The organism is Nocardioides sp. GY 10127, from assembly GCF_004919085.1.
Classification (GTDB): Bacteria; Actinomycetota; Actinomycetes; order Propionibacteriales; family Nocardioidaceae; genus Nocardioides.
The window spans coordinates 321,566-341,109 of the sequence record NZ_STGL01000007.1 but is presented as its reverse complement, the minus strand read 5'-3'; the positions used below and the strand labels follow the sequence as shown (position 1 = coordinate 341,109).

The following is a 19,544-nucleotide window of genomic DNA, read 5'->3' as shown; positions in this document are numbered from 1 at the left end:
GGGCGGGCATGGACACCTTCCCGCCCCTGTGGCTGGCGCTGACGGGCGTCGGCGCGGTCGCCGCCGCGCTCGTCGCCCTGCTCGTGGCCCTGGTGCCCCGCCCGCGCGTGACGACCCCCGGGGACCGGGTCGAGGCCTACGTCCGGGCCGTCTCCTCGCCGGCGCAGCCAGGCCGCGAGGGCCCGGCGGTGCGCGAGCGCGCCACCGACGCGGCGGCCGACCTCCTGAGCCGGCAGCGGACCCTGGAGACCCGGATCGCCGCCCGGCTCGAGTCCGCCGGCAGCGGCCTGCGGCCCGCCGAGTGGCTGGTCGGGCACGTCGCGGTGGTGGTCGTGGCCGGCGCGGTCGGGCTCCTGCTGGGTGCGGGCGACGTCCTGGTGGTCGTGCTGGCCGTGGCCCTCGGCGCCGTCCTCCCCTGGCTCGTCCTGCGGGTGCGCGCCGCCCGGCGACGCTCCGCGTTCGGCGCCGCGCTCCCCGACACGCTCCAGATGCTGGCCGGGGCGATCGCCGCCGGCCAGTCGCTCAGCCAGGCCGTCGACACCGTCTCCCGCGAAGGTGTGGCCCCTGTCGCCGGCGAGTTCCGCCGCGCGCTGGTGGAGACCCGGCTCGGTGTCCCCCTCGAGGACGCCCTCGAGGGGGTCGCGCAGCGCTTCGGCAGCGAGGACCTCGCCTGGGTCGTGATGGCCGTGCGCATCCAGCGGCAGGTCGGCGGCAACCTGGCCGAGCTGCTGGAACGGGTGGCCGCGACCATGCGGGAGCGGGAGTACCTGCGCCGCCAGGTGCAGACCCTGGCCGCCGAGGGCAAGCTCTCCGCCCTCGTCCTGGCCGTCCTGCCGCCGCTCTTCGCGCTCTACCTGCTGGTGGCGCAGCGCGACTACGTGATGCCGCTGTTCACCGACCCGCGCGGGCTCATCCTGCTCGCCACCGGGGTCGGCCTGCTGGCCGTCGGCATCTTCTGGATGTCCCGCCTGGTGAAGGTGGAGGTCTGAGATGACGCTGGTGCTGGCCCTCCTCCTCGTGCTGCTCGCCCTCGGCCTGCTCGCGGTGGCCTCGCGCCCCGCGCCGGAGACCGGCGTCGGGCGCTCGCTGGCGGTCATCGAGGCGCTCTCGAGCGCGCCGGCCGAGCTGCGGGCCGAGCAGGACTCCGAGCGCAGCTTCGGCGAGCGCGTCGTCCGCCCGCTCCGGGCACGGTGGCTGCGCCTGGCCCGCCGCTTCACCGGCGCCGACACCGCCGAGCGGCTGCGCCACCGGCTCGACCTCGCCGGCAACCCGGCCGGGCACACGCCGGAGAAGATGGTCGGCGCCAAGCTGGCCCTGGCCGCGGCGGGTGCGGTGCTCGCCCCGCTGGCGGCCTGGGTCCTCGGGCTGGGTCCGACCGTCGTCCTGCTCGCCGTGCTCGCGGGGGCGGCCGTCGGCTTCCTCGCCCCCGACCTGTACCTCTACCAGCGCGGCTACGACCGCTCCGAGCGGCTGCGGCGCGACCTGCCGGACGCGCTCGACCTGCTCGCCATCTCGGTCGAGGCCGGTCTCGGCTTCGACGCGGCCCTCCAGCAGGTGGCCTCCCGGACCACCGGCCCCGTGGCCGAGGAGCTCTCGCGGCTGCTGCGGGAGATGCAGCTGGGCTCCTCGCGCTCGGAGGCCCTGCGGGCCCTCGCGGAGCGCACCGACGTCGTGGAGCTCCAGCAGTTCGTCGGCGCGATGGTGCAGGCGGACGGGTTCGGCATCCCCATCGCGCAGGTGCTGCGGGTGCAGATGGGCGAGATGCGGATCAAGCGCCGCCAGCGCGCCGAGGCCAAGGCCCAGCAGGTGCCGGTCAAGATCACGATCCCCCTCGTCCTGTGCATCCTGCCGGCGCTCTTCGTGGTGATCATGGGCCCTGCCGTGCTCTCGGTGCTCGACACGTTCTGACGGCCCTCCTCGGAAGCCGCCGCGGCCGGGCGGTCCGTGCCCCTCCCCACCGTGCGTTGCGGACCGGGTCGGACTGCTGCCTTCCCGGGGACAAGCCCGCCCGGACGGTGAGAGCATGCCAGGGTCGGTCGGACACCGACGGCCGTCCCCCACGGTCCCCCCACACCCCAGCCTGATCCGAGGCACCGCATGCTCCACCCCACCCACGGCACCGTCAGGTTCGACCTGGCCATCCGGGTGTTCGCCCTGCTCGCCATGGCGGGCCCCGTCCTCTGGACGCGCGAGGTCACGGCCGTCGTCGGCCTCGGCTGCATCGCGATGGTCTGGGGGACGTCGACGTTGGCGCTCACCCGGCCGGCGGCGGTGCCCGGCTGGTCCACCGCGCTGGAGGCGGCCATCGTCGGCGTGGTCGCCGGCCTCACCGTGCACGAGACCGAGGCGCTGCTGGCGGCGACCGCCCTCGCCCCGCTCCTCGCCGGCCTGCGTCGCGGACTGCCCTCGATGCTGCTGAGCGCGACGTCCGGCATCGTGGCGGTGACCCTCGCGGCGGCGGCGACCGCCCCGGTCTCCACCGACACGGTCGGCTCGATCTTCACCTGGACGGTCCTGGGGCTGGGCCTCGGCCTGGTGGCCACCTTCCTGCACGTCACGAACGCCCAGCCCGACGTCCTCGCCCCCTACCGGCACGCCAGCGCCCTCCTGCGCCAGCTCAACGACCTCACCGACGGGCTCTCCTCCGGGCTGGACCCGGCCAGCACCGGCGGCCACCTCCTCTCCACCGTCCGCGACGAGCTGCCCACCTCCGTCCTCGCCGTCTACCTGCCCAGCGGCCCCACGCTCCGGCCGCTGGTCACCAAGTCCTTCGACGACGACGCGCTGCTGGAGTGCAGCCTCGTCGCCGAGACCTGCCGGGCGAGCGGGGAGGTGGAGCGGGACGGCCACGCGTTCGCGGTGCCGCTGCACAGCGAGGACCGCCTGATCGCCGTCCTCGCGGGGACGTTCTCCGACCGCGTCCGGCTCGGCGACCCCGCCATCGAGCGTCGGCTGGTGGGGGTCGCGGACCTCGTGGCGGACATCGTCGTCACCCTCGAGGCGGCCCTGCTCTTCGACGCCTTCCGCGACGCCGCGACGGCCGACGAGCGCCGCCGGCTCTCCCGCGAGATGCACGACGGCGTGGCGCAGGACATCGCCTCCCTCGGCTACGTCGTCGACGCCCTCGCCCTCACGGCCATGACGCCGGCGCAGCGGGAGCAGTTCGCCCTGCTGCGCGAACGGGTGACGGCCGTCGTCACCGAGGTGCGCCGCTCCGTGCTCACCCTGCGCACCACGGTCGGCGCCGCGGAGAGCCTGGGCTCGGCGATCAGCGCCGTGGCCCGCAACATGAGCCAGGTCTCCGGCATCCCCATCGAGGTGACCCTCGACGAGCAGCCCCAGCGGCTGCGGCCCGAGGTCGAGGCCGAGCTCTTCCGCGTCACCCAGGAGGCGGTGAACAACGCCGTCAAGCACGCCCGGTGCAGCGTCATCCGGGTGACCTGCCACGTCGCACCGCCGCGGGCCACCATCACCGTCCGCGACGACGGCCGCGGCCTCGGCGACGCCCGCGCCGACTCCTACGGGCTGGCCATCATGCGCGAGCGCGCCAGCCTCGTCGGCGCCGACCTCGCCATCGACGAGCCGACCGAGGGCGGCACCACCGTCACCGTCACCCTCTGCGCCGAGGACGGCGGCCTGCGGGCCGGCGGCCTCACCGCCGGCGCCCACCCCGAGCCCCCGCACGCCCGAGACGACCAGAGAGAGGTGGCCTCGTGACCGACCACCCCCACGCCCCCGCCGACCCCCGGACCACCGTCATGGTGGTCGACGACCACGAGCTCATCCGCAACGGCCTCGCCGGGGTCTTCGACCTCCAGCCGGACATGCGGGTCGTCGCCCGCGCCGGTGGTGTGCGGGAGGCGCTCAGCCTCTACGCCGCGGCCCGTCCCCAGGTCGTCGTCACCGACCTCCAGCTCCAGGACGGGACCGGGCTCGACATCGTTCGCGCCGTGCGCAAGGAGTCGGACGCCGTGGGGCTGGTCGTGCTGACGATGCACTCCGGCGACGACCAGATCTTCGCGGCCATGGAGGCGGGCGCGTCCGGCTTCGTCGGCAAGGACGCCCCCAGCGACGAGGTGGTGAAGGCCGCCCGCACCGCGGCCGTCTCGCCCCGCTCCTTCAGCTGCTCGGGCCTCATGGGGGCGATGATGCGCCGCGGCACCTCCGAGACCAGCCGGCTCACCGACCGCGAGCAGGAGGTCCTCGTCCTGCTCGCCGACGGGCTGGGCGCCGGCCAGATCGGCGCCCGGCTCTACATGAGCGAGTCCACGGCCAAGAGCCACATCGCCCGGATCTACCAGAAGCTGGGCGCCCAGAACCGGGCCCAGGCCCTGGTCACGGCGATGCGGATGGGCCTCCTGTCGACGGTGGCACCGCCGCGGGGCTCCTGAGCCGGGGCCGGGGGCGCCCCGCCCCACCGGCCGTCGAAGGCGGGTAGTCCGAACGGACTACCCGCCTTCGTCTCTTCACCCGATCCGCGGGGGCACCGGCGAGGAGCAGAGTGGACCTCACGGACGGACCGGGCTCCCCGCGGTCCGACCGCCAGATCCTCGCAGCACCCTCCCCCTTCGAGCCGCCCCCAGGAGCCCCCGAGATGATCACCTACCTGTCCGCCCTGCTCAGCCTCTACCTGCCCGCCCGCGAGGACGACGAGCGCGGCGCCTCCGCCGTCGAGTACGGCCTGCTCATCGCCGGCATCGCCGCGATCATCGCGGTCGCCGTCTTCGCGCTCGGCCCGGTCGTCGCCAGCGCCTTCAGCGACACCTGCGAGTCGGTCAACAACGGGGTCGCCTGCCCCGCCGGCTGACCGGCTCCCCCGACACGCCGGCCTGCTCGCCCCGGACGACCCCCCGACCGCGGCGAGCGGGCCGGCGCCCGCACAACCCGCCGCCGCGCCCTGACTCGGCAGCGCCGCACGCCCCGGACGTTCTCGTCCGGGGCGTCGCTGCGTCCCGGGCCCCGGTCTCCGGTCTCCGGTCTCCGGTCTCCGGTCTCCGGTCTCCGGTCTCCGGGCCCATGGTCCAGGGTTCAGGACAGCGCGGCGACCCGCCGGACCTCCGCGCGGTAGGCGCGCACCAGGTCCGCCCGGCTCCAGCCGGCCTCCGCGCGCAGCACCCGCCCGAGCGCCTCACCGGCGCCGACCCGCTCGTAGACCCGGCGCAGCCCGTCCTGGCCCGCGCGCTCGGCCAGGACACGGCACACCGTCCACGCGGCCTCGTACGCGGCACCGAGGTCGGTCGCAGAGACGTCGAAGTCGGACGTCGCCGGGAGCCTCCTCGGCAGCCCCGCGTCGTCCACCTGGGCGACGAGCTCGGCGCTGGTCACGGTGAGCGGGAGCCGCACGTGCCGCAGGGCCACCTCGTCGGCGTAGCCCTCGACGAGCCAGAGCGGGGCGAGGCTGGAGGGGGCGTCGGTGAGGGCGTGGACGGCCTCGTGGGTGAGGACCACCTGCGCACCGGCCCTCCGCAGCTGGTCGAGCTGGTCGGGGTTGACCAGGACGTGCAGCGCGCCGCTCGCGGTGCGCCCGTCCACGGGGGCCGTCACGGCGGCCACGCCCGCGTAGGTGCCGACGGAGGCGCCCAGCGCTGCGTCGAGCCCCGCCTCGTCGGCGGGCACCTCGAGCACGAGGTCGACGGCCCGTGACCGCTCGCCCGGGGCCAGCGACACCAGGGCCTGCTCCCGGGCCGTCACGGCCAGGGCCGCCACGCGAGCCGGCGCCAGCGGGGCGTCGGCGGACGCGACGACGAGGGTGTGCGCGGATCGCCGGACGACGACCTGCCCGCCGAGCCACACCGGGACGCGGGTCCCGGTCGCACCCGTGTCGCTCGTGGCACCCGTGTCGCCTGCGTCGCCTGCGTCGTCCGCGCCCACGGCCGGGTCGACGACCGCCACCCGCTCCGCGCCGTCCTCGACGACGGTCCTCAGGCGGACCGAGACCTCGGCCCGCGCGGCCCGCGCGTCGACGTCGTCGAAGCGCCAGGTGAGCTCGGCCGCGGCCGTCCAGGTGCCGTCGGCGTCGGGCGCGGTGTCCTGCTCCAGGAACCGCCACGTGGCGGTGAGCCCGATCCTCGCCGACGCCGAGGCGGCCTGGGCCAACCGGCGCGCGGCGGTGTCGTCGTCGGCGGGCGCCAGCCCTCGGACGGCGGCAGCGTCACCGCGCGTCACCGCACGGGACAGGTCCGCCAGGGCCTGCGTGGCCAGCCCGGACGGCGCGCCCGAGACGGCACCGGTCGAGCCCGCGGCGGTCGGTCCGGTGAGCACCCGGGGTCCGTCGAGGCGCGTGGCCACGACGTAGCCGCCGACCGCGAGGGCCAGCGCCACCAGGACGACGAGCAGCCCCCTGCGTCGGGCGGACGAGGTCCGCTCAGGCCCGGGGACCGTCGGCGCGCTCAGGTGCTGCTCCGCGGCCGGGTCAGCCCGGGCGGACGGCCCCGACGTACGGCATCGAGTGCAGGGTCGTCACGCGCACCCCGGTGCTGGGGTTCGCGGCGTCGATGACCTGGCCGTTGCCGATGTAGATGCCGACGTGGCTGATGGGGCTGTAGTAGAAGACGAGGTCACCCGGCTGGAGGTCGCTCTCCGCGACGTGGGTGCCCTCGTTGTACTGGGCCGAGGAGGAGTGCGACAGCGAGACGCCGGCGGCGGCCCAGGCCATCATGGTGAGCCCCGAGCAGTCGAACGCGTCCGGGCCGGAGGCGCCGTAGACGTAGGCGTCGCCGAGCTGGGCGTAGGCGTAGGCGACGACCGCCGCGGCCGAGCCCGACACCTTGGCGGTCGTGGTGGTCGCGGTCGCCTCGGCGGTCGAGGTGGCGGCCGCCGCGGCGGCCTCCTGCTTGGCCTCGAGCTTCTCGCGCTGCGCGGCCTTGAGGCCGGAGAGCACCGACTGCGCCGCGGCGAGCTTGGTGTCGATCTCCTCCTTGTCGTCGGCCAGCGACGACTGGAGGGTGGCGAGCCGCTTCACCCGGCGCTCGGTGGCCTTCTCACGCAGGGTGAGGGCACGGGCCTGGGTGCTGTAGTCGGCGTAGAGCTGGTCGGTGACGTCGCTGTAGGAGTCCATCGTCGACACCTGGTCGAGGAAGTCACCGAGGCTCGCCGAGCTCACGACGGAGCTGACGGCGCTCATGTCCTGGCCCTCGTACTGACGCAGCATCGCGTCCTTCGCCTCCGACTTGGCGGCGTCGGTGAGCTCCGCCTGCGCCTTCTCGTCGGCCCGCAGCGACGCCAGCTGGCGCCGGATCTGCTTGACCTCGAGCCGGGCGGCGTTGAGCCGCTCGGAGGCCTGCTCGGCCTCGCGGTAGAGGGTGTCCACCCGCTCCTGCGCCTGCTTGATCGTGGTCGGGTCGGCCTGCGCCGGGCTCGTCACCCAGAACACGCCTCCCCCCACGAGGAGCGCGGAGACGGCTGCTGCGGCAAGACGCTGACGGCCGGTGTGCACGGGTGCGGGTTCTCCTCGGGTCGACTACGTGGCCGGGGCGCGCGGCCTGCGTCGCGGACGCTTGGTCCGCCACGGGCCCGACCGTCCACGTCGTCGTCGACGCGGGCCGATCCACTCCCCCGGCGAGCCCCACCTCGGCGGGGGACTCGCGGCCGCTCCCCCGTTCGGGTGGGCGCGGCACCTCCCCGAAAGTAGACGGAGGCACCGCCGGAGTCCAAAAGATCCACGCCAAATACCCCAGTCTTTACCTTGAGTGGGCGAGGTTCCGGCCGAGGACAGGTCGTCCGGACGGGCCGCGAGGGGCCTCGGACCGTCGCGGGACGGGGCCGTCAGGCCGACGCGGCGCCGTCGGCACCCGTGCCCGGGAGCTCCTCCTGCGCGGGCGGCACCACCGGGGTCACCAGCCGCAGCGGCGGGACCAGGCCGCCGGCGGCCAGCACGTCCAGCGCCGCGCGCTCCTCCTCGTCGAACGTCAGCTCCGGGGGCGGCCCCAGCAGCACCGTCACCACGCAGTCCCGGCAGGCCAGCCCCCGCACCACGCAGGTGTCGCAGTCGATCCTCGTCGTCATGGGCCACACCGTGGCACCGACCACCGACAGCGGCCCCCGGACCGGGCTGGACCGGGTCCTGGCCCGGGTCCTGTTCCGGGCCCTGAACGGGGTGAGGGACGCGTGCCTCAGCGCGTGAGCAGGCCGAGCAGCGCGGCGGTCGGGACGGGGCGCGCCCCCCGGGCCCGCACCCGGTCCCGGACCTCGCGGTCGTCGCTGACCACGAGCACGACCCGGCCGGACGGCTCCGCCGCGGCGAGGTCGACCAGCACGTCGTCCGCGATGACGCCGGGAGGGCTGAAGAGCACCCGCACCCCGCGCGGGACCGCCGCGGGCGGTCGCGTGTCGGCGTCGGCCGCGTCGAAGACGACGGTGGTCTCGGCCGACGTGCGGGCCACCAGCGGCGCCAGGTCGCGCAGGAGCCGGGCCCGCTGGGCCTCCAGCGTCGAGGAGGGCCAGGCGCTGCGGGTGACGTTGTAGCCGTCGACGAGGAGGCGGGCCCGCGGCGCGGACAGGTACTGCTCCAGCAGGGCGGGCGAGACGACCCCGGCACCGCCGCCGGGTGCACCCGCCGGCTCGGTGGTGGCCATGGCGTCCTCGGCGCGCCGGCCCGGGGTGCCGACCAGCGGCGGGAGGGCGAGCTCGCGGCGCAGCCCGGTGAGCGCGTCCATCACGGTGTCGAGCAGGAGCCGGGCCCGCTGGTCCTGCTCCGCGCGGGCCGCGCGCGAGGGAGCCGGCTCCTCGGCGACCGGCGTCCCCGGGGCGCCGACCGACGCGGGCGTGGAGGGCGTCGAGGGCGTGGAGGGCGACGCGGGCGTCGCGGTGCGGGACGTGCCGGTCCCGGTGCCCGCGGCCGCCAGCAGCGTCCGCAGCCGACCCACCTCGGCCTCGCTGGCCCGCAGCCGTGCGCGCACGTCCTCCGCAGTCTCGGCGGTCTCGGCGGTCTCGGCGGTCTCGGCAGTCTCCGTGGCCTCCGGGACCACCCCGGCCTCCCGCGGCTCCTCGGACGCCGGCGCCTGCGGGGCGGTGTCGCCGGCGCGCTCGCGGCGCAGCTCGGCGCGGGCCGCGCCCAGCCGGCGCCGCAGGTCGGCCACCTCGGCTCGCAGGGCGTCCGTGTCCGCGCGGGCCGAGGCGCGCACGCGCGCGAGCGCCTCGTCGGCCGCCTCCACCCGGGCACGCAGCCGCTCGATCTCCCCTGCCTCACGGTCGGCCTCCTCGGCGGCCAGCTCGCCCAGGGCGTCGCGCAGGCGGTGGTCCCACCCGTCCTCCCGCAGCAGCCAGGCGCGGGCGGCGGTCTCGGCCGGCGTGTGGGCAGGTGCCTGGTCGGGCGTCTGGTCGGGCGTCTGGTCGGCGAGCGGCGCGACGGCGAGCGCGACCCGGTGGGCCACGCGCAGCCTCAGGGCGTCGTCGGCCAGCGCGTCGAGCACGGCCGCGCCACCGAGCCGGGCCCGACGCTGCGGGGCGAACGTCGCGACGCGGCGCAGCGACGGGGGCAGCTGGGCGACGTCGGGCAGCACGGGGGCCACGAGGGCCACGAGGCGCGCGGCGACCGGCTCCGGCAGCGCAGAGACCTCCGGGCCGACCGGGCCGACGGGCTCGACGGGGCCGACCGACGCGCGCCCGTCCGGCTCCTCGCCCCCGTCCACCGGACCCACGCCCACCGGCCTCCTCCACGTCACCCACCGCGCCCACGGCCCGGTGCTCGGGCGACACCCGTCGCTCCCGCGTCCACCCTAGGGCCACCGGCGGCGCGCGTCCCGGCCGCTGTCGGTGGCGACGCCTAGCGTCGCTCCCATGCACCACCCCACCCCCGCCGGCGCCGCGGGCGGCACCCCCGCCCGGTGGGAGGAGCAGCGCTCCTTCGACCAGCTGGGCCGCCCCCTGCACGACCTCACGTTCTGCGTGGTGGACCTGGAGACGACGGGCGCCTCGGCCGCCCAGGGCTCGATGATCACCGAGATCGGGGCGGTGAAGGTCCGCGGCGGCGAGGTGCTCGGCGAGTTCCAGACCCTCGTGGACCCGGGCGGCGCGATCCCGCCCTTCATCACGGTCCTCACCGGTATCACCGACGCGATGGTCGTGGGCGCCCCCCGCATCGAGACCGTGCTGCCCGGCTTCCTGGAGTTCGCCCACGGCTGCGTCCTGGTCGCCCACAACGCACCCTTCGACGTCGGCTTCCTCCAGCACTTCGCCGCGCAGCAGCAGCGGCCGTGGCCCCGCTTCGAGGTCCTCGACACCGCCCGGCTCGCGCGACGCCTCGTCACCCGGGACGACGCGCCGAACTGCAAGCTCTCGTCCCTGGCCCGGCTCTTCTCCTCCAGCACCACCCCCAACCACCGCGCGCTCGACGACGCCCGCGCAACGGTGGACGTGCTGCACGGCCTGCTGGGCCGCCTCGGCTCGCTGGGGGTCCAGACCCTCGAGGAGCTCCAGACCTACACCTCGAAGGTGACGGCCGCGCAGCGCCGCAAGCGGCACCTCGCCGAACCACTGCCGGAGCGTCCGGGGGTCTACCTCTTCCGGGACTCCTCCGAGCGCGTGCTGTACGTGGGCACCTCGACGAACCTGCGCCGCCGCGTCCGCTCGTACTTCACCGCCAGCGAGACCCGCAGCCGGATGGGCGAGATGGTGCGGCTGGCCGAGCGGGTCGACGCCATCGTCTGCGCCACGCCGCTGGAGGCGCAGGTCCGCGAGCTGCGGCTCATCGGGGAGCACAAGCCCCGCTACAACCGCCGCTCCCGGCACCCCGAGCGCACCCACTTCGTCAAGCTCACCCGCGAGCCCTGGCCGCGCCTCAGCCTGGTCACGAAGGTCCTCGAGGACGACGCCGACTACCTGGGCCCCTTCGGCTCCAAGGCCGTGGCGGAGCAGTGCGTGACCGCGTTGCACGAGGCCTTCCCCGTGCGGCAGTGCAGCCAACGGCTCGGCCGGGAGCCCCGCGGCACCCCGTGCGCCCTGGCCGAGATGGGCCGGTGCCTCTCCCCCTGCGACGGTTCCGTGGACGCCCTCACCTACGGGGCCGTCGTGCGCACCCTCCGCGACGCGCTCACGACCCGCCCGGACGCGGTGGTGGACCTCTTCGTCCGGCGCATGGCCGACCTCGCCGAGCTCGAGCGCTTCGAGGACGCCGGGCGCCAGCGGGACCGGCTGGCCGGGTTCGTCCGGGCGGCGGCCCGGACCCAGCGGCTCTGCTCCCTCACCTCGTGCCCCGAGGTCGTCGCCGCCCGGCGCGAGGACGACGGGCGCTGGGCCGTGCACGTGGTGCGGCGCGGCCGTCTGGCCGCCGCCGGCGTCATCCCGGCCGGGGCGGACGCCCACGACTGGGTCGCCGGGCTCCGGGCGAGCGCGGAGACGCTGGACCCGGCGCTGGCCGACGCCCCCGGCCCGGTGCCGGCGGCCTACGCCGAGGAGACCGAGAAGGTCCTGCGCTGGCTGGAGCAGCCCGGCGTCCGCCTCGTCGACGTGGACGGCGAGTGGACCTGCCCCGTCGCGGGCGCCGGCCGTTCCCTCTCCCTGGTCAGCGTCGAGACGGTCGTAGGATCGGGCGCGTGATCACCGCCATCGTGTTCGTCAACGCCGACGTCGACCGCATCCCGGAGGTCGCCGAGCAGATCGCCGCCCTCGAGGGGGTCAGCGAGGTCTACTCGGTCACCGGCACCATCGACCTGGTGGCGCTCGTGCGGGTCCGCGAGGTCGAGCACGTCGCCTCCGTGGTGGCCGACCGCCTCAACAAGGTGCCCGGCGTCCTCTCGACCGAGACCCACATCGCGTTCCGCGCCTACTCGCGCCTCGACCTGGAGCAGACCTTCTCCGTCGGCCTCGACTGAGCCGCCCCTGCCCACACCCGGCGTCAGGCGGTCGCGGCCGCCCAGCGCTCGAGCGTGGAGGCCGCGGCCCCGGAGTCGATCGCCTCGGCGGCGCGCTCCATCCCCGCGGCCAGGGCCGCCAGAGGCTCGCCGCCCGGGTCGCCGTGCACGGCCAGCGCCGCGCCCGCGTTGAGCAGGACGGCGTCCCGCACCGGGCCCTTGTCCCCCGCGAGCACCGCACGGGCGACGTCGGCGTTGTAGGCCGGCTCGCCGCCGCGCAGGTCCTCGACCGTCGCCGCGGCCAGGCCCAGCGCCATCGGGTCGACCGTGAGGGTCTTCACGGCGCCGTCGTGCACGACCCACACCGACGTGGTGGTCGTGGTCGTGAGCTCGTCGAGCCCGTCGTCGCCGCGCACCACCCACGCGTCCACCCCGCGGGCGGCGTAGACCTCGGCCATCGCCGGGGCCAGGCGCGGGTCGGCGCAGCCGATCGCCTGGGCCGCCGGGCGGGTCGGGTTCGTGAGCGGCCCCAGCAGGTTGAAGGCGGTCCCGATCCCCAGCTCGCGCCGCGGGGCCGCCGCGTGCCGCATGGCCGGGTGGAAGGCCGCGGCGAAGCAGAAGGTGATCCCGACCTCCGAGGCGACCTCGGCCACGCGGTCGGCGGGCAGGTCGAGCCGGATGCCCAGGGCCTCCAGCACGTCGGCCGAGCCGGACTTCGAGGACGCCGAGCGGTTGCCGTGCTTGACCACGGTCGCGCCGGCCCCCGCCGCCACGATGGCGGACATGGTGGAGATGTTGACCGACATGGACCGGTCGCCGCCGGTGCCGACGATGTCCAGGAGCCGACCCGGCACGGAGATCGGGGTGGCGTGGTCGTACATCGCCTGGACGAGACCGGTCAGCTCGTCGGCCGTCTCGCCCTTGGCGCGCAGCGCGACGGCGAAGCCGGCCACCTGGGCGGGGGTGGCGTCACCGGAGAGGATCTCGCCCATCGCCCAGGCGGACTCGGCCGGCGCCAGGTCGCGACCGGCGACCAGGCCGCCGAGGACGTCGGGCCAGGTGGGAGTGGAGGCCGCCACGGCCTCAGGCCTGCGTGGCGGGGACGCGCGGCAGGAGCAGCGCGGTGGCCGCCTCCGCCAGCTGGACCGGGTCCAGCGGGTGCGGCACGGCCGCCTCCGCCCGCGACCAGGTGGCCAGCCACGCGTCCTGCGGCCGCCCGGTGAGGACCAGGATCGGCGGGCAGTCGCTCAGCTCGTCCTTCATCTGCTTGGCGATGCCCATGCCGCCGGCAGGGACCGCCTCCCCGTCCAGGATCGCCAGGGCGATGCCGCCCCGGTCGAGGTGCTGGACGACGACGGGCTCGGTGGCCACCTCGACGTACTGGACCTCGGGCAGGTCCGCGTGCGGGCGGCGGCCCAGGGCGAGGATGACCTGCTGGCGGGTGCTGACGTCGTCGCTGTAGACGAGCACCGTCAGCGGGGCGCGGGAGTCGGAAGCGTCGCTCACGGCGCCATCGTAGGCCCCGCGGGCGCCTCGCGGACCAGAGGCACGCCCCTCGACACGGACCCACCGCCGCTCCGCTCACGGGCACCGGGCAGCACGCACAGGGAACGCCCAGCCGCCGCAGGGCCGCCTCACGTCCTCGCGCAGCACCGTGGAGGAGACGCAGACCCGCCGGCGACCCCCTGGACCCCCGGAATCACCGGGACCCACGCGTCAGGAGAACCAGGCCGTCGAGTGTGAGACGCGCCGACTTGAGGGACCCGGTATGCCGAGCCCAGGGTCCTCGTTCATAATGCTCCCGTGGCGACTGCGGCTTCTCTCCCTGCATCCCGGCTTCACGGGCAGCACGACCGACCGAGCATGGTCAGCGTCGGGACGATCATCTGGCTCTCGAGCGAGCTGATGTTCTTCGCGGCCCTGTTCGCGGCGTACTTCACTATCCGGTCCGTCTCCCCGGAGCTCTGGGCCCAGAACACGGCGCACCTCGACGTGCCCTTCGCGCTGGCCAACACCACGATCCTGGTGCTGTCCTCCGTGACCTGCCAGCTCGGCGTGTTCGCCGCCGAGCGCGGCCAGGTCGGGCGCAAGGGCTCGATCCTCGCCATCGGCGGCTGGGGCCTGCGTGAGTGGTTCCTGCTCACCTACGTGATGGGCGCGATCTTCATCGGCGGCCAGGCCGTCGAGTACTCGAACCTGGTGCAGGAGGGCCTGACGATCCAGTCGTCGGCCTACGGCTCCATGTTCTACCTGACCACCGGCTTCCACGGCATGCACGTGACCGGCGGTCTCATCGCCTTCCTCCTGGTGCTGGGCCGCACCTACCTGGCCCGACGCTTCACCCACGAGCAGGCCGTCAGCGCCATCGTCGTGTCCTACTACTGGCACTTCGTCGACGTCGTCTGGATCGGCCTGTTCGCCACGATCTACATCCTGCAGTGAACGCCTGAGCACCACCTGGGCTTAGTCTGATACATCCCCTTTGATCGAGGACCTCCACTGTGCGTTTCCTGAACCGCTCCGCCGGACGACTGTCCCGCCACCGCCGTGGCCGTCTCGCGGGCGCCGTCGTCCTGCTCCTGGGCCTGGTGGCCGCGGGCTCGCTCTACTCGCTGCTCGCGACCGGGGCCACGTCCTCGGCCGCCGCGACGAAGGCCGCGACCACTGACACCCAGGTCGAGGAGGGGCGCCAGCTCTTCCTGGTCAGCTGCTCCAGCTGCCACGGCTCCAACGGCCAGGGCATCACCACCACGGACGGCAACGAGTACGGCCCGACCCTGGTCGGCGTCGGCTCCGCCGCCGTCGACTTCCAGGTCGGCACCGGCCGCATGCCGATGGCGCAGCCCGGCCAGCAGGCCGAGGCCAAGGAGACCGCCTTCACGCAGGACGAGATCGACGCGCTCGCCGCGTACGTCGCCTCCCTCGGCCCCGGCCCCTCGACGCCGGACGAGAGCGACTACTCGATCGACGACCTCACCGACGAGGAGCAGGAGGCCGCCATCGTCCGCGGTGGCCAGATCTTCCTCACCAACTGCACCGCCTGCCACAACTTCGAGGGCTCCGGCGGCGCCATGCCCCGCGGCGGCCACGCCCCCCAGATCCGGGGCGTCGAGGCCAAGTACATCTACGAGGCCCTCCTCACCGGCCCGCAGCAGATGCCGAGCTTCAGCGACGGCAACCTGACGCCGGAGGAGAAGCGCGACGTGATCGCGTACCTCGGCTCGCTCGACGACGCCACCGGCTACGGCGGCTTCGGTCTCGGCGGCTTCGGCCCCGTGGCCGAGGGCCTGTTCGCCTGGGTCGTCGGCATCGGTTCCATGGTGGGCTTCGCGGTCTGGATCGCCGCCCACACCACGCGCTCGAAGAGGAAGAAGGCCACGGCGTGAGCGACCTGACCTCCCCCGACCCGCACGACGGGCACCCCGACACCCCGGCCTCGGTCGAGCCGGTGACGGACCCCGGCCTGCCGGAGCACACCTGGCGTCCCACGGACGTAGATGAGAAGGCCGAGAAGCGCGCGGAGCGCCAGATCGTCGGCATGTTCATGCTGTCGATCGTCTGCGTCATCGCCTTCATCGCCGTCTACGTGACCGCGAACGTCGGCGACGACTGGACGACGATCCTCGGCCTCGGCGCCTCGAACGTCGGCCTCGGCGTCTTCCTGGGCCTGGCCCTGCTGCTCATCGGCGCCGGCATCATCCAGTGGGCCCGCAAGCTCATGAGCGACCACGAGATGGTCGAGATGCGCCACGCGATCGCCTCGCCGGAGGAGGACCGGGCAGCGACCCTCGCCGCCCTCCAGGCCGGCCTCGAGGACTCCGGCATCGGCCGCCGTCCGCTGGTCCGCAACTCACTCTTCGCGGCCGTGGGCGTCGTCGCCCTCTCCCCCATCCTCATGCTCCGCGACCTGGGTGAGACCAACGCCCAGGTGACGGCCAACGCCGACTACCCCGGCGCCGGCCTGGAGCACACCGTGTGGGAGAAGAACATGCGCGTCGTCCGCGACGCCGTGGGCACCCCCGTCAAGGCTTCCGACCTCCAGATCGGCGACCTCGTCAACGCCCAGCCCGAGGCGATCTTCCCGACCAAGGAGAACGGCTACGAGGATCTGGAGGGCGCCGCCCTCCAGATCGCGAAGTCGAAGGCCGCGATCGTGGTCGTCCGGATGGAGCCCGAGGACATCATCCCGGGCGAGGGCCGCGACAACTGGTCCGTCGACGGCATCGTCGCGTACTCGAAGATCTGCACCCACGTGGGTTGCCCGATCAGCCTGTACGAGCGCACCACGCACCACCTGCTGTGCCCTTGCCACCAGTCGACGTTCGACCTGGCCGACTCCGGCCGCGTCGTCTTCGGCCCCGCTGGCCGGCACCTTCCCCAGCTCCCGCTGGACGTGGACGACGAGGGCTACCTCATCGCCCGCAGCGACTTCACCGAGCCGGTGGGTCCCAGCTACTGGGAGCGCGACTCCAAGGACATCGGCGACCAGGGAGAGGCTGACGTATGAGCATCGACACCAGCAAGGTCGCGACGACCACGAGTGGCACGGCTGCCGTGAGCGGCCAGCCCACCAAGGTCGGCGCGGTCGCCCTCTGGGCGGACGAGCGCCTCGGCCTCGGCACCGCCATGAAGAAGAACCTGCGCAAGGTCTTCCCGGACCACTGGTCCTTCATGCTCGGCGAGGTCGCTCTCTGGAGCTTCGTCGTCCTGCTGCTCACGGGCGTCTTCCTCACGCTGTGGTACCACCCGAGCATGTCCGAGGTGACCTACGAGGGCTCCTACGCGCAGCTGCGCGGCGTCTCCATGTCGGACGCGATGGCCTCGACGCTGGACATCAGCTTCGACGTCCGCGGCGGCCTCCTCATGCGCCAGATGCACCACTGGGCCGCGATGCTCTTCATCGCCGCGATGATGGTGCACCTGCTCCGCGTGTACTTCACCGGCGCCTACCGCAAGCCGCGTGAGATCAACTGGGTCATCGGCTCCCTGCTGCTGCTCCTGGGCACGCTCGAGGGCTTCACCGGCTACTCCCTGCCGGACGACCTGCTCTCGGGCACCGGCATCCGCGCCGCGGACGGCTTCATGAAGTCGATCCCCGTGGTCGGCACCTACATCTCGTTCTTCCTCTTCGGTGGCGAGTTCCCGGGCGAGTCGATCATCCCCCGCCTGTACATGATCCACATCCTGCTCATCCCGGGCATCCTGCTCGCCCTGATCGCGGCGCACATGCTCCTCCTGGTGGCGCACAAGCACACCCAGTGGCCTGGCCCCGGCCGGACCGAGCAGAACGTCGTGGGCTACCCGCTCCTGCCCGTCTACATGGCCAAGGCCGGCGGCTTCTTCTTCATCGTCTTCGGCGTGACCGCCCTCATGGGTGGCCTGCTGTCGATCAACCCGGTGTGGAAGTTCGGCCCGTACGACCCGACCAAGGTCACCGCCGGCTCGCAGCCCGACTGGTACATGGGCTGGCCCGACGGCGCGCTGCGCATCATGCCGGGCATCGAGTCGCACATCGGCAGCTTCACGATCGCCTGGAACATCTTCCTGCCGATCATCGTGATGCCGGGCGTCATGTTCACGATCCTGCTGCTCCTGCCCTTCCTGGAGAGCTGGATCACCGGTGACAAGCGCGAGCACCACCTGCTCGAGCGCCCGCGCAACGCCCCGACCCGCACGGCGCTCATGGTCTCGCTGATGACCTACTACGCCCTCATGTGGATCGCGGGCGGCAACGACCTCATCGCCATCCACTTCGACATGAGCATCAACCAGATCACCTACATCCTGCGGGTGCTGGTGTTCGTCGGCCCGGCCATCGCCTTCTACGTCACGCGCCGCTGGTGCATCTCGCTCCAGCGCCACGACAACGAGGTGCTGCTCCACGGCCGCGAGACCGGCGTGCTCATGCGCTCGGTCGAGGGTGGCTACAGCGAGAAGCACGAGGCCGTCTCCCCGGAGCGCGCCTACACCCTCACCGCGCGCCCGCGCGACGAGGTGTGGACGATCGCCGGCCACAAGGACGAGAACGGCGTGCAGCTGCCCACGGGCCGCTTCGCCGGCCTGCGCGAGCGTCTCTCCCGCCTGTGGTTCGCGGACAACGTCCAGAAGCCCTCGCAGGAGGAGTACGACGAGGCGGCGGCCCACCTGGCCCACGCCGACCACGAGGAGCACGCCGAGATCGGCTCGTCCTCCGAGCACTGAGCTCTCCAGCACCACCCTGCACCACCGCAGAAGCCCCGCCTGGTCCTCGGACCGGGCGGGGCTTCTCCGTGTCCCCAGGTGCCCCCAGGTGCCCCCTGGTGCGCAGGGATCGACGGCGGGCGCCGCGGATCGCAGACGAAGAAAGGGCCGCAGGACGCCTCGCGTCCTGCGGCCCCTCCCCCACCGTCGGGCTCTGCCCCGACGTCGATCCAAGCCAGGCCGTGGTCAGGCCAGCGCGGAGCCCTTCGCGTACTGCTGGTAGGACTCGTTCCAGTCGCCCCAGCCGTTCGTGAGCGTCATGTCGTCGCCGTTGGTGTTCGTGGTGACGACGACGTCACCGCGGCGCGAGCGCTCGTAGAGCCAGTGGGCGTTCTCCGTGCTCATGCCGGTGCAGCCGTGGGAGACGTTGGAGTGCCCCTGGTCGGCGACCGACCACGGTGCCGCGTGGATGAACTCACCGGAGAACGTGAGCCGCATGGCCCACTTCACTCCGGCGATGTTGTAGGCGTCGGCGCCGGAGATGCCGACGGTCTCGGAGTTCATCCGCTTGCTGGCGTACTTCTCGATGATGATCTTGATGCCGTTACGCGTCTCGTAGCCGGGCTTGCCGGTGGTGATCGGGATCTTCTTCACCATGTCGCCGTCGATGTAGACCTTCATCTCGTCGGTCTTGGCGTTGACCCGGTAGATGTGGGCGGCGCCCACCTCGAAGTTCACCGTGCGGCTCAGCTGGCCGTAGATCCCGTTGCCCGCGTCCACGCCGTTGATGTCGATGTCGACCGTGACCTTGCTGCCGGCCTTCCAGTAGCTCTTGGGCCGGTAGTGGACCTCGTGCGCGCTGATCCAGTGCCAGGTGCCCTCCTGGGCGGGCTGGGCCGTCACGCTCATCTGCTTCTCGATGGCCTTGCGGTTGGTGACGGCCACGTCGAAGGTGACGATCACCGGCATCCCGATGCCGACCGTCTCGCCCTCCAGGGGCGCAACCGAGGGGTAGGTCTGCTGGTCCAGCGTGAGGTCCATCGTCCGGAAGACGACCTTCTTCGTGGCCCGGCTTCCCGCGTCGTCCACGTATACGGCGGTGACCTGGTAGGTGGTCCCCGGCTCGAGCCGGTCGTCCGCCTTCCAGGAGTAGCCGTTGTCGGCGAGGGTGCCGGGGACGGCGTCCCCGCCCTTGGCCTTCACGGTCACCTTGGTGAGCGTGGCGTTCTGGACGGTCACGGTGACGAGGCGGGAGACCGGGACGTCCTCCTCGCCGCCGCCCACGTTCACGGTGATGCTCGCCGCGGCGGCCGCGTCGGACGCCGACGAGCTCGCGCCGTCCGACGAGCCGGCCGCGCTGTCCGAGGCGGTGTCGGCACCGCTGGTCGAGCCGCTGTCGTCGGTGTTGCAAGCGGTCAGCACGACGGCGCTGGTGGCCAACGAGCCGAGCAGCAGGCCTCGACGGGGCAGGGACGAGGAGCGGAGCGGACGGTCGGACACGGGACTCCCGGGACAAGTCGTGGACAGTACCCACCCAGACTACGCGGCCGACCTGTGAACTCCGATCCGGCGCTG

At 73.7% G+C, this 19,544-nt stretch carries 18 protein-coding genes; 11 read left to right on the top strand and 7 right to left on the bottom strand.

Features of this window, described 5'->3' with window-relative positions; genetic code table 11:
- Positions 1-8: 8 nt before the first annotated feature.
- The 5 genes from E8D37_RS14000 (at position 9) to E8D37_RS13980 (ending at position 4,807) form a co-directional block, all read left to right on the top strand.
- A complete protein-coding gene (locus E8D37_RS14000; RefSeq protein WP_136570374.1) occupies positions 9-989 on the top strand; it encodes a type II secretion system F family protein in 981 nt (326 codons plus the stop codon).
- A gap of 1 nt (position 990) precedes the next feature.
- Positions 991-1,908: a type II secretion system F family protein gene (locus E8D37_RS13995; RefSeq protein WP_136570373.1), complete on the top strand. Its 918-nt coding sequence runs from the start codon at positions 991-993 to the stop codon at positions 1,906-1,908.
- A 189-nt stretch (positions 1,909-2,097) separates the two neighbouring features.
- Complete coding sequence (locus E8D37_RS13990; protein ID WP_136570372.1) at positions 2,098-3,717, top strand: ATP-binding protein; 1,620 nt, start codon at positions 2,098-2,100, stop codon at positions 3,715-3,717.
- Positions 3,714-4,391 (top strand): response regulator transcription factor, encoded by a 678-nt coding sequence (locus E8D37_RS13985; RefSeq protein ID WP_240770431.1) that lies wholly within the window; start codon positions 3,714-3,716, stop codon positions 4,389-4,391. The genes E8D37_RS13990 and E8D37_RS13985 overlap by 4 nt, the downstream gene beginning before the upstream one ends.
- A 203-nt stretch (positions 4,392-4,594) precedes the next feature.
- On the top strand, positions 4,595-4,807 hold the full coding sequence (locus tag E8D37_RS13980) for a Flp family type IVb pilin (RefSeq protein WP_136570371.1): 213 nt from the start codon (positions 4,595-4,597) through the stop codon (positions 4,805-4,807).
- A gap of 221 nt (positions 4,808-5,028) precedes the next feature.
- Here E8D37_RS13980 and E8D37_RS13975 read toward each other — a convergent pair whose 3' ends face one another.
- The 4 genes from E8D37_RS13975 to E8D37_RS20600 all read right to left on the bottom strand — a co-directional run bounded on the left by E8D37_RS13975 (position 5,029) and on the right by E8D37_RS20600 (position 9,638).
- Positions 5,029-6,321, bottom strand: coding sequence for a hypothetical protein (locus tag E8D37_RS13975; protein WP_136570370.1), 1,293 nt, complete (start codon positions 6,319-6,321; stop codon positions 5,029-5,031).
- 91 nt (positions 6,322-6,412) lie between these two features.
- Positions 6,413-7,435 (bottom strand): NlpC/P60 family protein, encoded by a 1,023-nt coding sequence (locus E8D37_RS13970; RefSeq protein WP_240770430.1) that lies wholly within the window; start codon positions 7,433-7,435, stop codon positions 6,413-6,415.
- Positions 7,436-7,764: 329 nt separating this feature from the next.
- Entirely contained in the window at positions 7,765-8,004 is a 240-nt protein-coding gene (locus E8D37_RS13965; protein ID WP_136570369.1) for a hypothetical protein, read from the bottom strand.
- 107 nt (positions 8,005-8,111) lie between these two features.
- A complete protein-coding gene (locus E8D37_RS20600) occupies positions 8,112-9,638 on the bottom strand; it encodes an NYN domain-containing protein (protein ID WP_276606496.1) in 1,527 nt (508 codons plus the stop codon).
- Positions 9,639-9,777: 139 nt separating this feature from the next.
- On the opposite strand from E8D37_RS20600, the gene E8D37_RS13950 reads away from it, so the two are divergent.
- Complete coding sequence (locus E8D37_RS13950; protein ID WP_136570367.1) at positions 9,778-11,535, top strand: DEDD exonuclease domain-containing protein; 1,758 nt, start codon at positions 9,778-9,780, stop codon at positions 11,533-11,535.
- Entirely contained in the window at positions 11,532-11,810 is a 279-nt protein-coding gene (locus tag E8D37_RS13945; protein WP_136570366.1) for an Lrp/AsnC ligand binding domain-containing protein, read from the top strand. The genes E8D37_RS13950 and E8D37_RS13945 overlap by 4 nt, the downstream gene beginning before the upstream one ends.
- A gap of 23 nt (positions 11,811-11,833) precedes the next feature.
- Here E8D37_RS13945 and trpD read toward each other — a convergent pair whose 3' ends face one another.
- Both trpD and E8D37_RS13935 read right to left on the bottom strand, forming a co-directional pair.
- Positions 11,834-12,868 (bottom strand): anthranilate phosphoribosyltransferase, encoded by a 1,035-nt coding sequence (gene trpD, locus E8D37_RS13940; RefSeq protein WP_136570365.1) that lies wholly within the window; start codon positions 12,866-12,868, stop codon positions 11,834-11,836.
- Positions 12,869-12,872: 4 nt separating this feature from the next.
- A complete protein-coding gene (locus E8D37_RS13935; protein WP_136570364.1) occupies positions 12,873-13,295 on the bottom strand; it encodes a response regulator transcription factor in 423 nt (140 codons plus the stop codon).
- 297 nt (positions 13,296-13,592) lie between these two features.
- On the opposite strand from E8D37_RS13935, the gene E8D37_RS13930 reads away from it, so the two are divergent.
- From E8D37_RS13930 to E8D37_RS13915, 4 genes are all read left to right on the top strand, one after another.
- Positions 13,593-14,231: a heme-copper oxidase subunit III gene (locus E8D37_RS13930; protein ID WP_136570363.1), complete on the top strand. Its 639-nt coding sequence runs from the start codon at positions 13,593-13,595 to the stop codon at positions 14,229-14,231.
- Between the two features lie 68 nt (positions 14,232-14,299).
- Entirely contained in the window at positions 14,300-15,175 is an 876-nt protein-coding gene (locus tag E8D37_RS13925; RefSeq protein ID WP_240770465.1) for a c-type cytochrome, read from the top strand.
- A complete protein-coding gene (locus tag E8D37_RS13920) occupies positions 15,172-16,296 on the top strand; it encodes a Rieske 2Fe-2S domain-containing protein (protein WP_240770428.1) in 1,125 nt (374 codons plus the stop codon). The genes E8D37_RS13925 and E8D37_RS13920 overlap by 4 nt, the downstream gene beginning before the upstream one ends.
- Complete coding sequence (locus tag E8D37_RS13915) at positions 16,293-17,990, top strand: ubiquinol-cytochrome c reductase cytochrome b subunit (RefSeq protein WP_136570361.1); 1,698 nt, start codon at positions 16,293-16,295, stop codon at positions 17,988-17,990. Before E8D37_RS13920 ends, E8D37_RS13915 begins: the two co-directional genes overlap by 4 nt.
- A 225-nt stretch (positions 17,991-18,215) precedes the next feature.
- Here E8D37_RS13915 and E8D37_RS13910 read toward each other — a convergent pair whose 3' ends face one another.
- A complete protein-coding gene (locus E8D37_RS13910) occupies positions 18,216-19,469 on the bottom strand; it encodes an Ig-like domain-containing protein (RefSeq protein ID WP_240770427.1) in 1,254 nt (417 codons plus the stop codon).
- Between the last annotated feature and the right edge of the window lie 75 nt (positions 19,470-19,544).

Bases quoted from the DNA above. Each gene is read 5' to 3' on its own strand.
- E8D37_RS13990 (WP_136570372.1), top strand. From the start codon at position 2,098: ATGCTCCACCCCACCCACGGCACCGTCAGGTTCGACCTGGCCATCCGG.
- E8D37_RS13965 (WP_136570369.1), bottom strand. From the start codon at position 8,004: ATGACGACGAGGATCGACTGCGACACCTGCGTGGTGCGGGGGCTGGCC.
- E8D37_RS13950 (WP_136570367.1), top strand. From the start codon at position 9,778: ATGCACCACCCCACCCCCGCCGGCGCCGCGGGCGGCACCCCCGCCCGG.
- E8D37_RS13915 (WP_136570361.1), top strand. From the start codon at position 16,293: ATGAGCATCGACACCAGCAAGGTCGCGACGACCACGAGTGGCACGGCT.
- E8D37_RS14000 (WP_136570374.1), top strand. From the start codon at position 9: ATGGACACCTTCCCGCCCCTGTGGCTGGCGCTGACGGGCGTCGGCGCG.
- E8D37_RS13980 (WP_136570371.1), top strand. From the start codon at position 4,595: ATGATCACCTACCTGTCCGCCCTGCTCAGCCTCTACCTGCCCGCCCGC.
- E8D37_RS13995 (WP_136570373.1), top strand. From the start codon at position 991: ATGACGCTGGTGCTGGCCCTCCTCCTCGTGCTGCTCGCCCTCGGCCTG.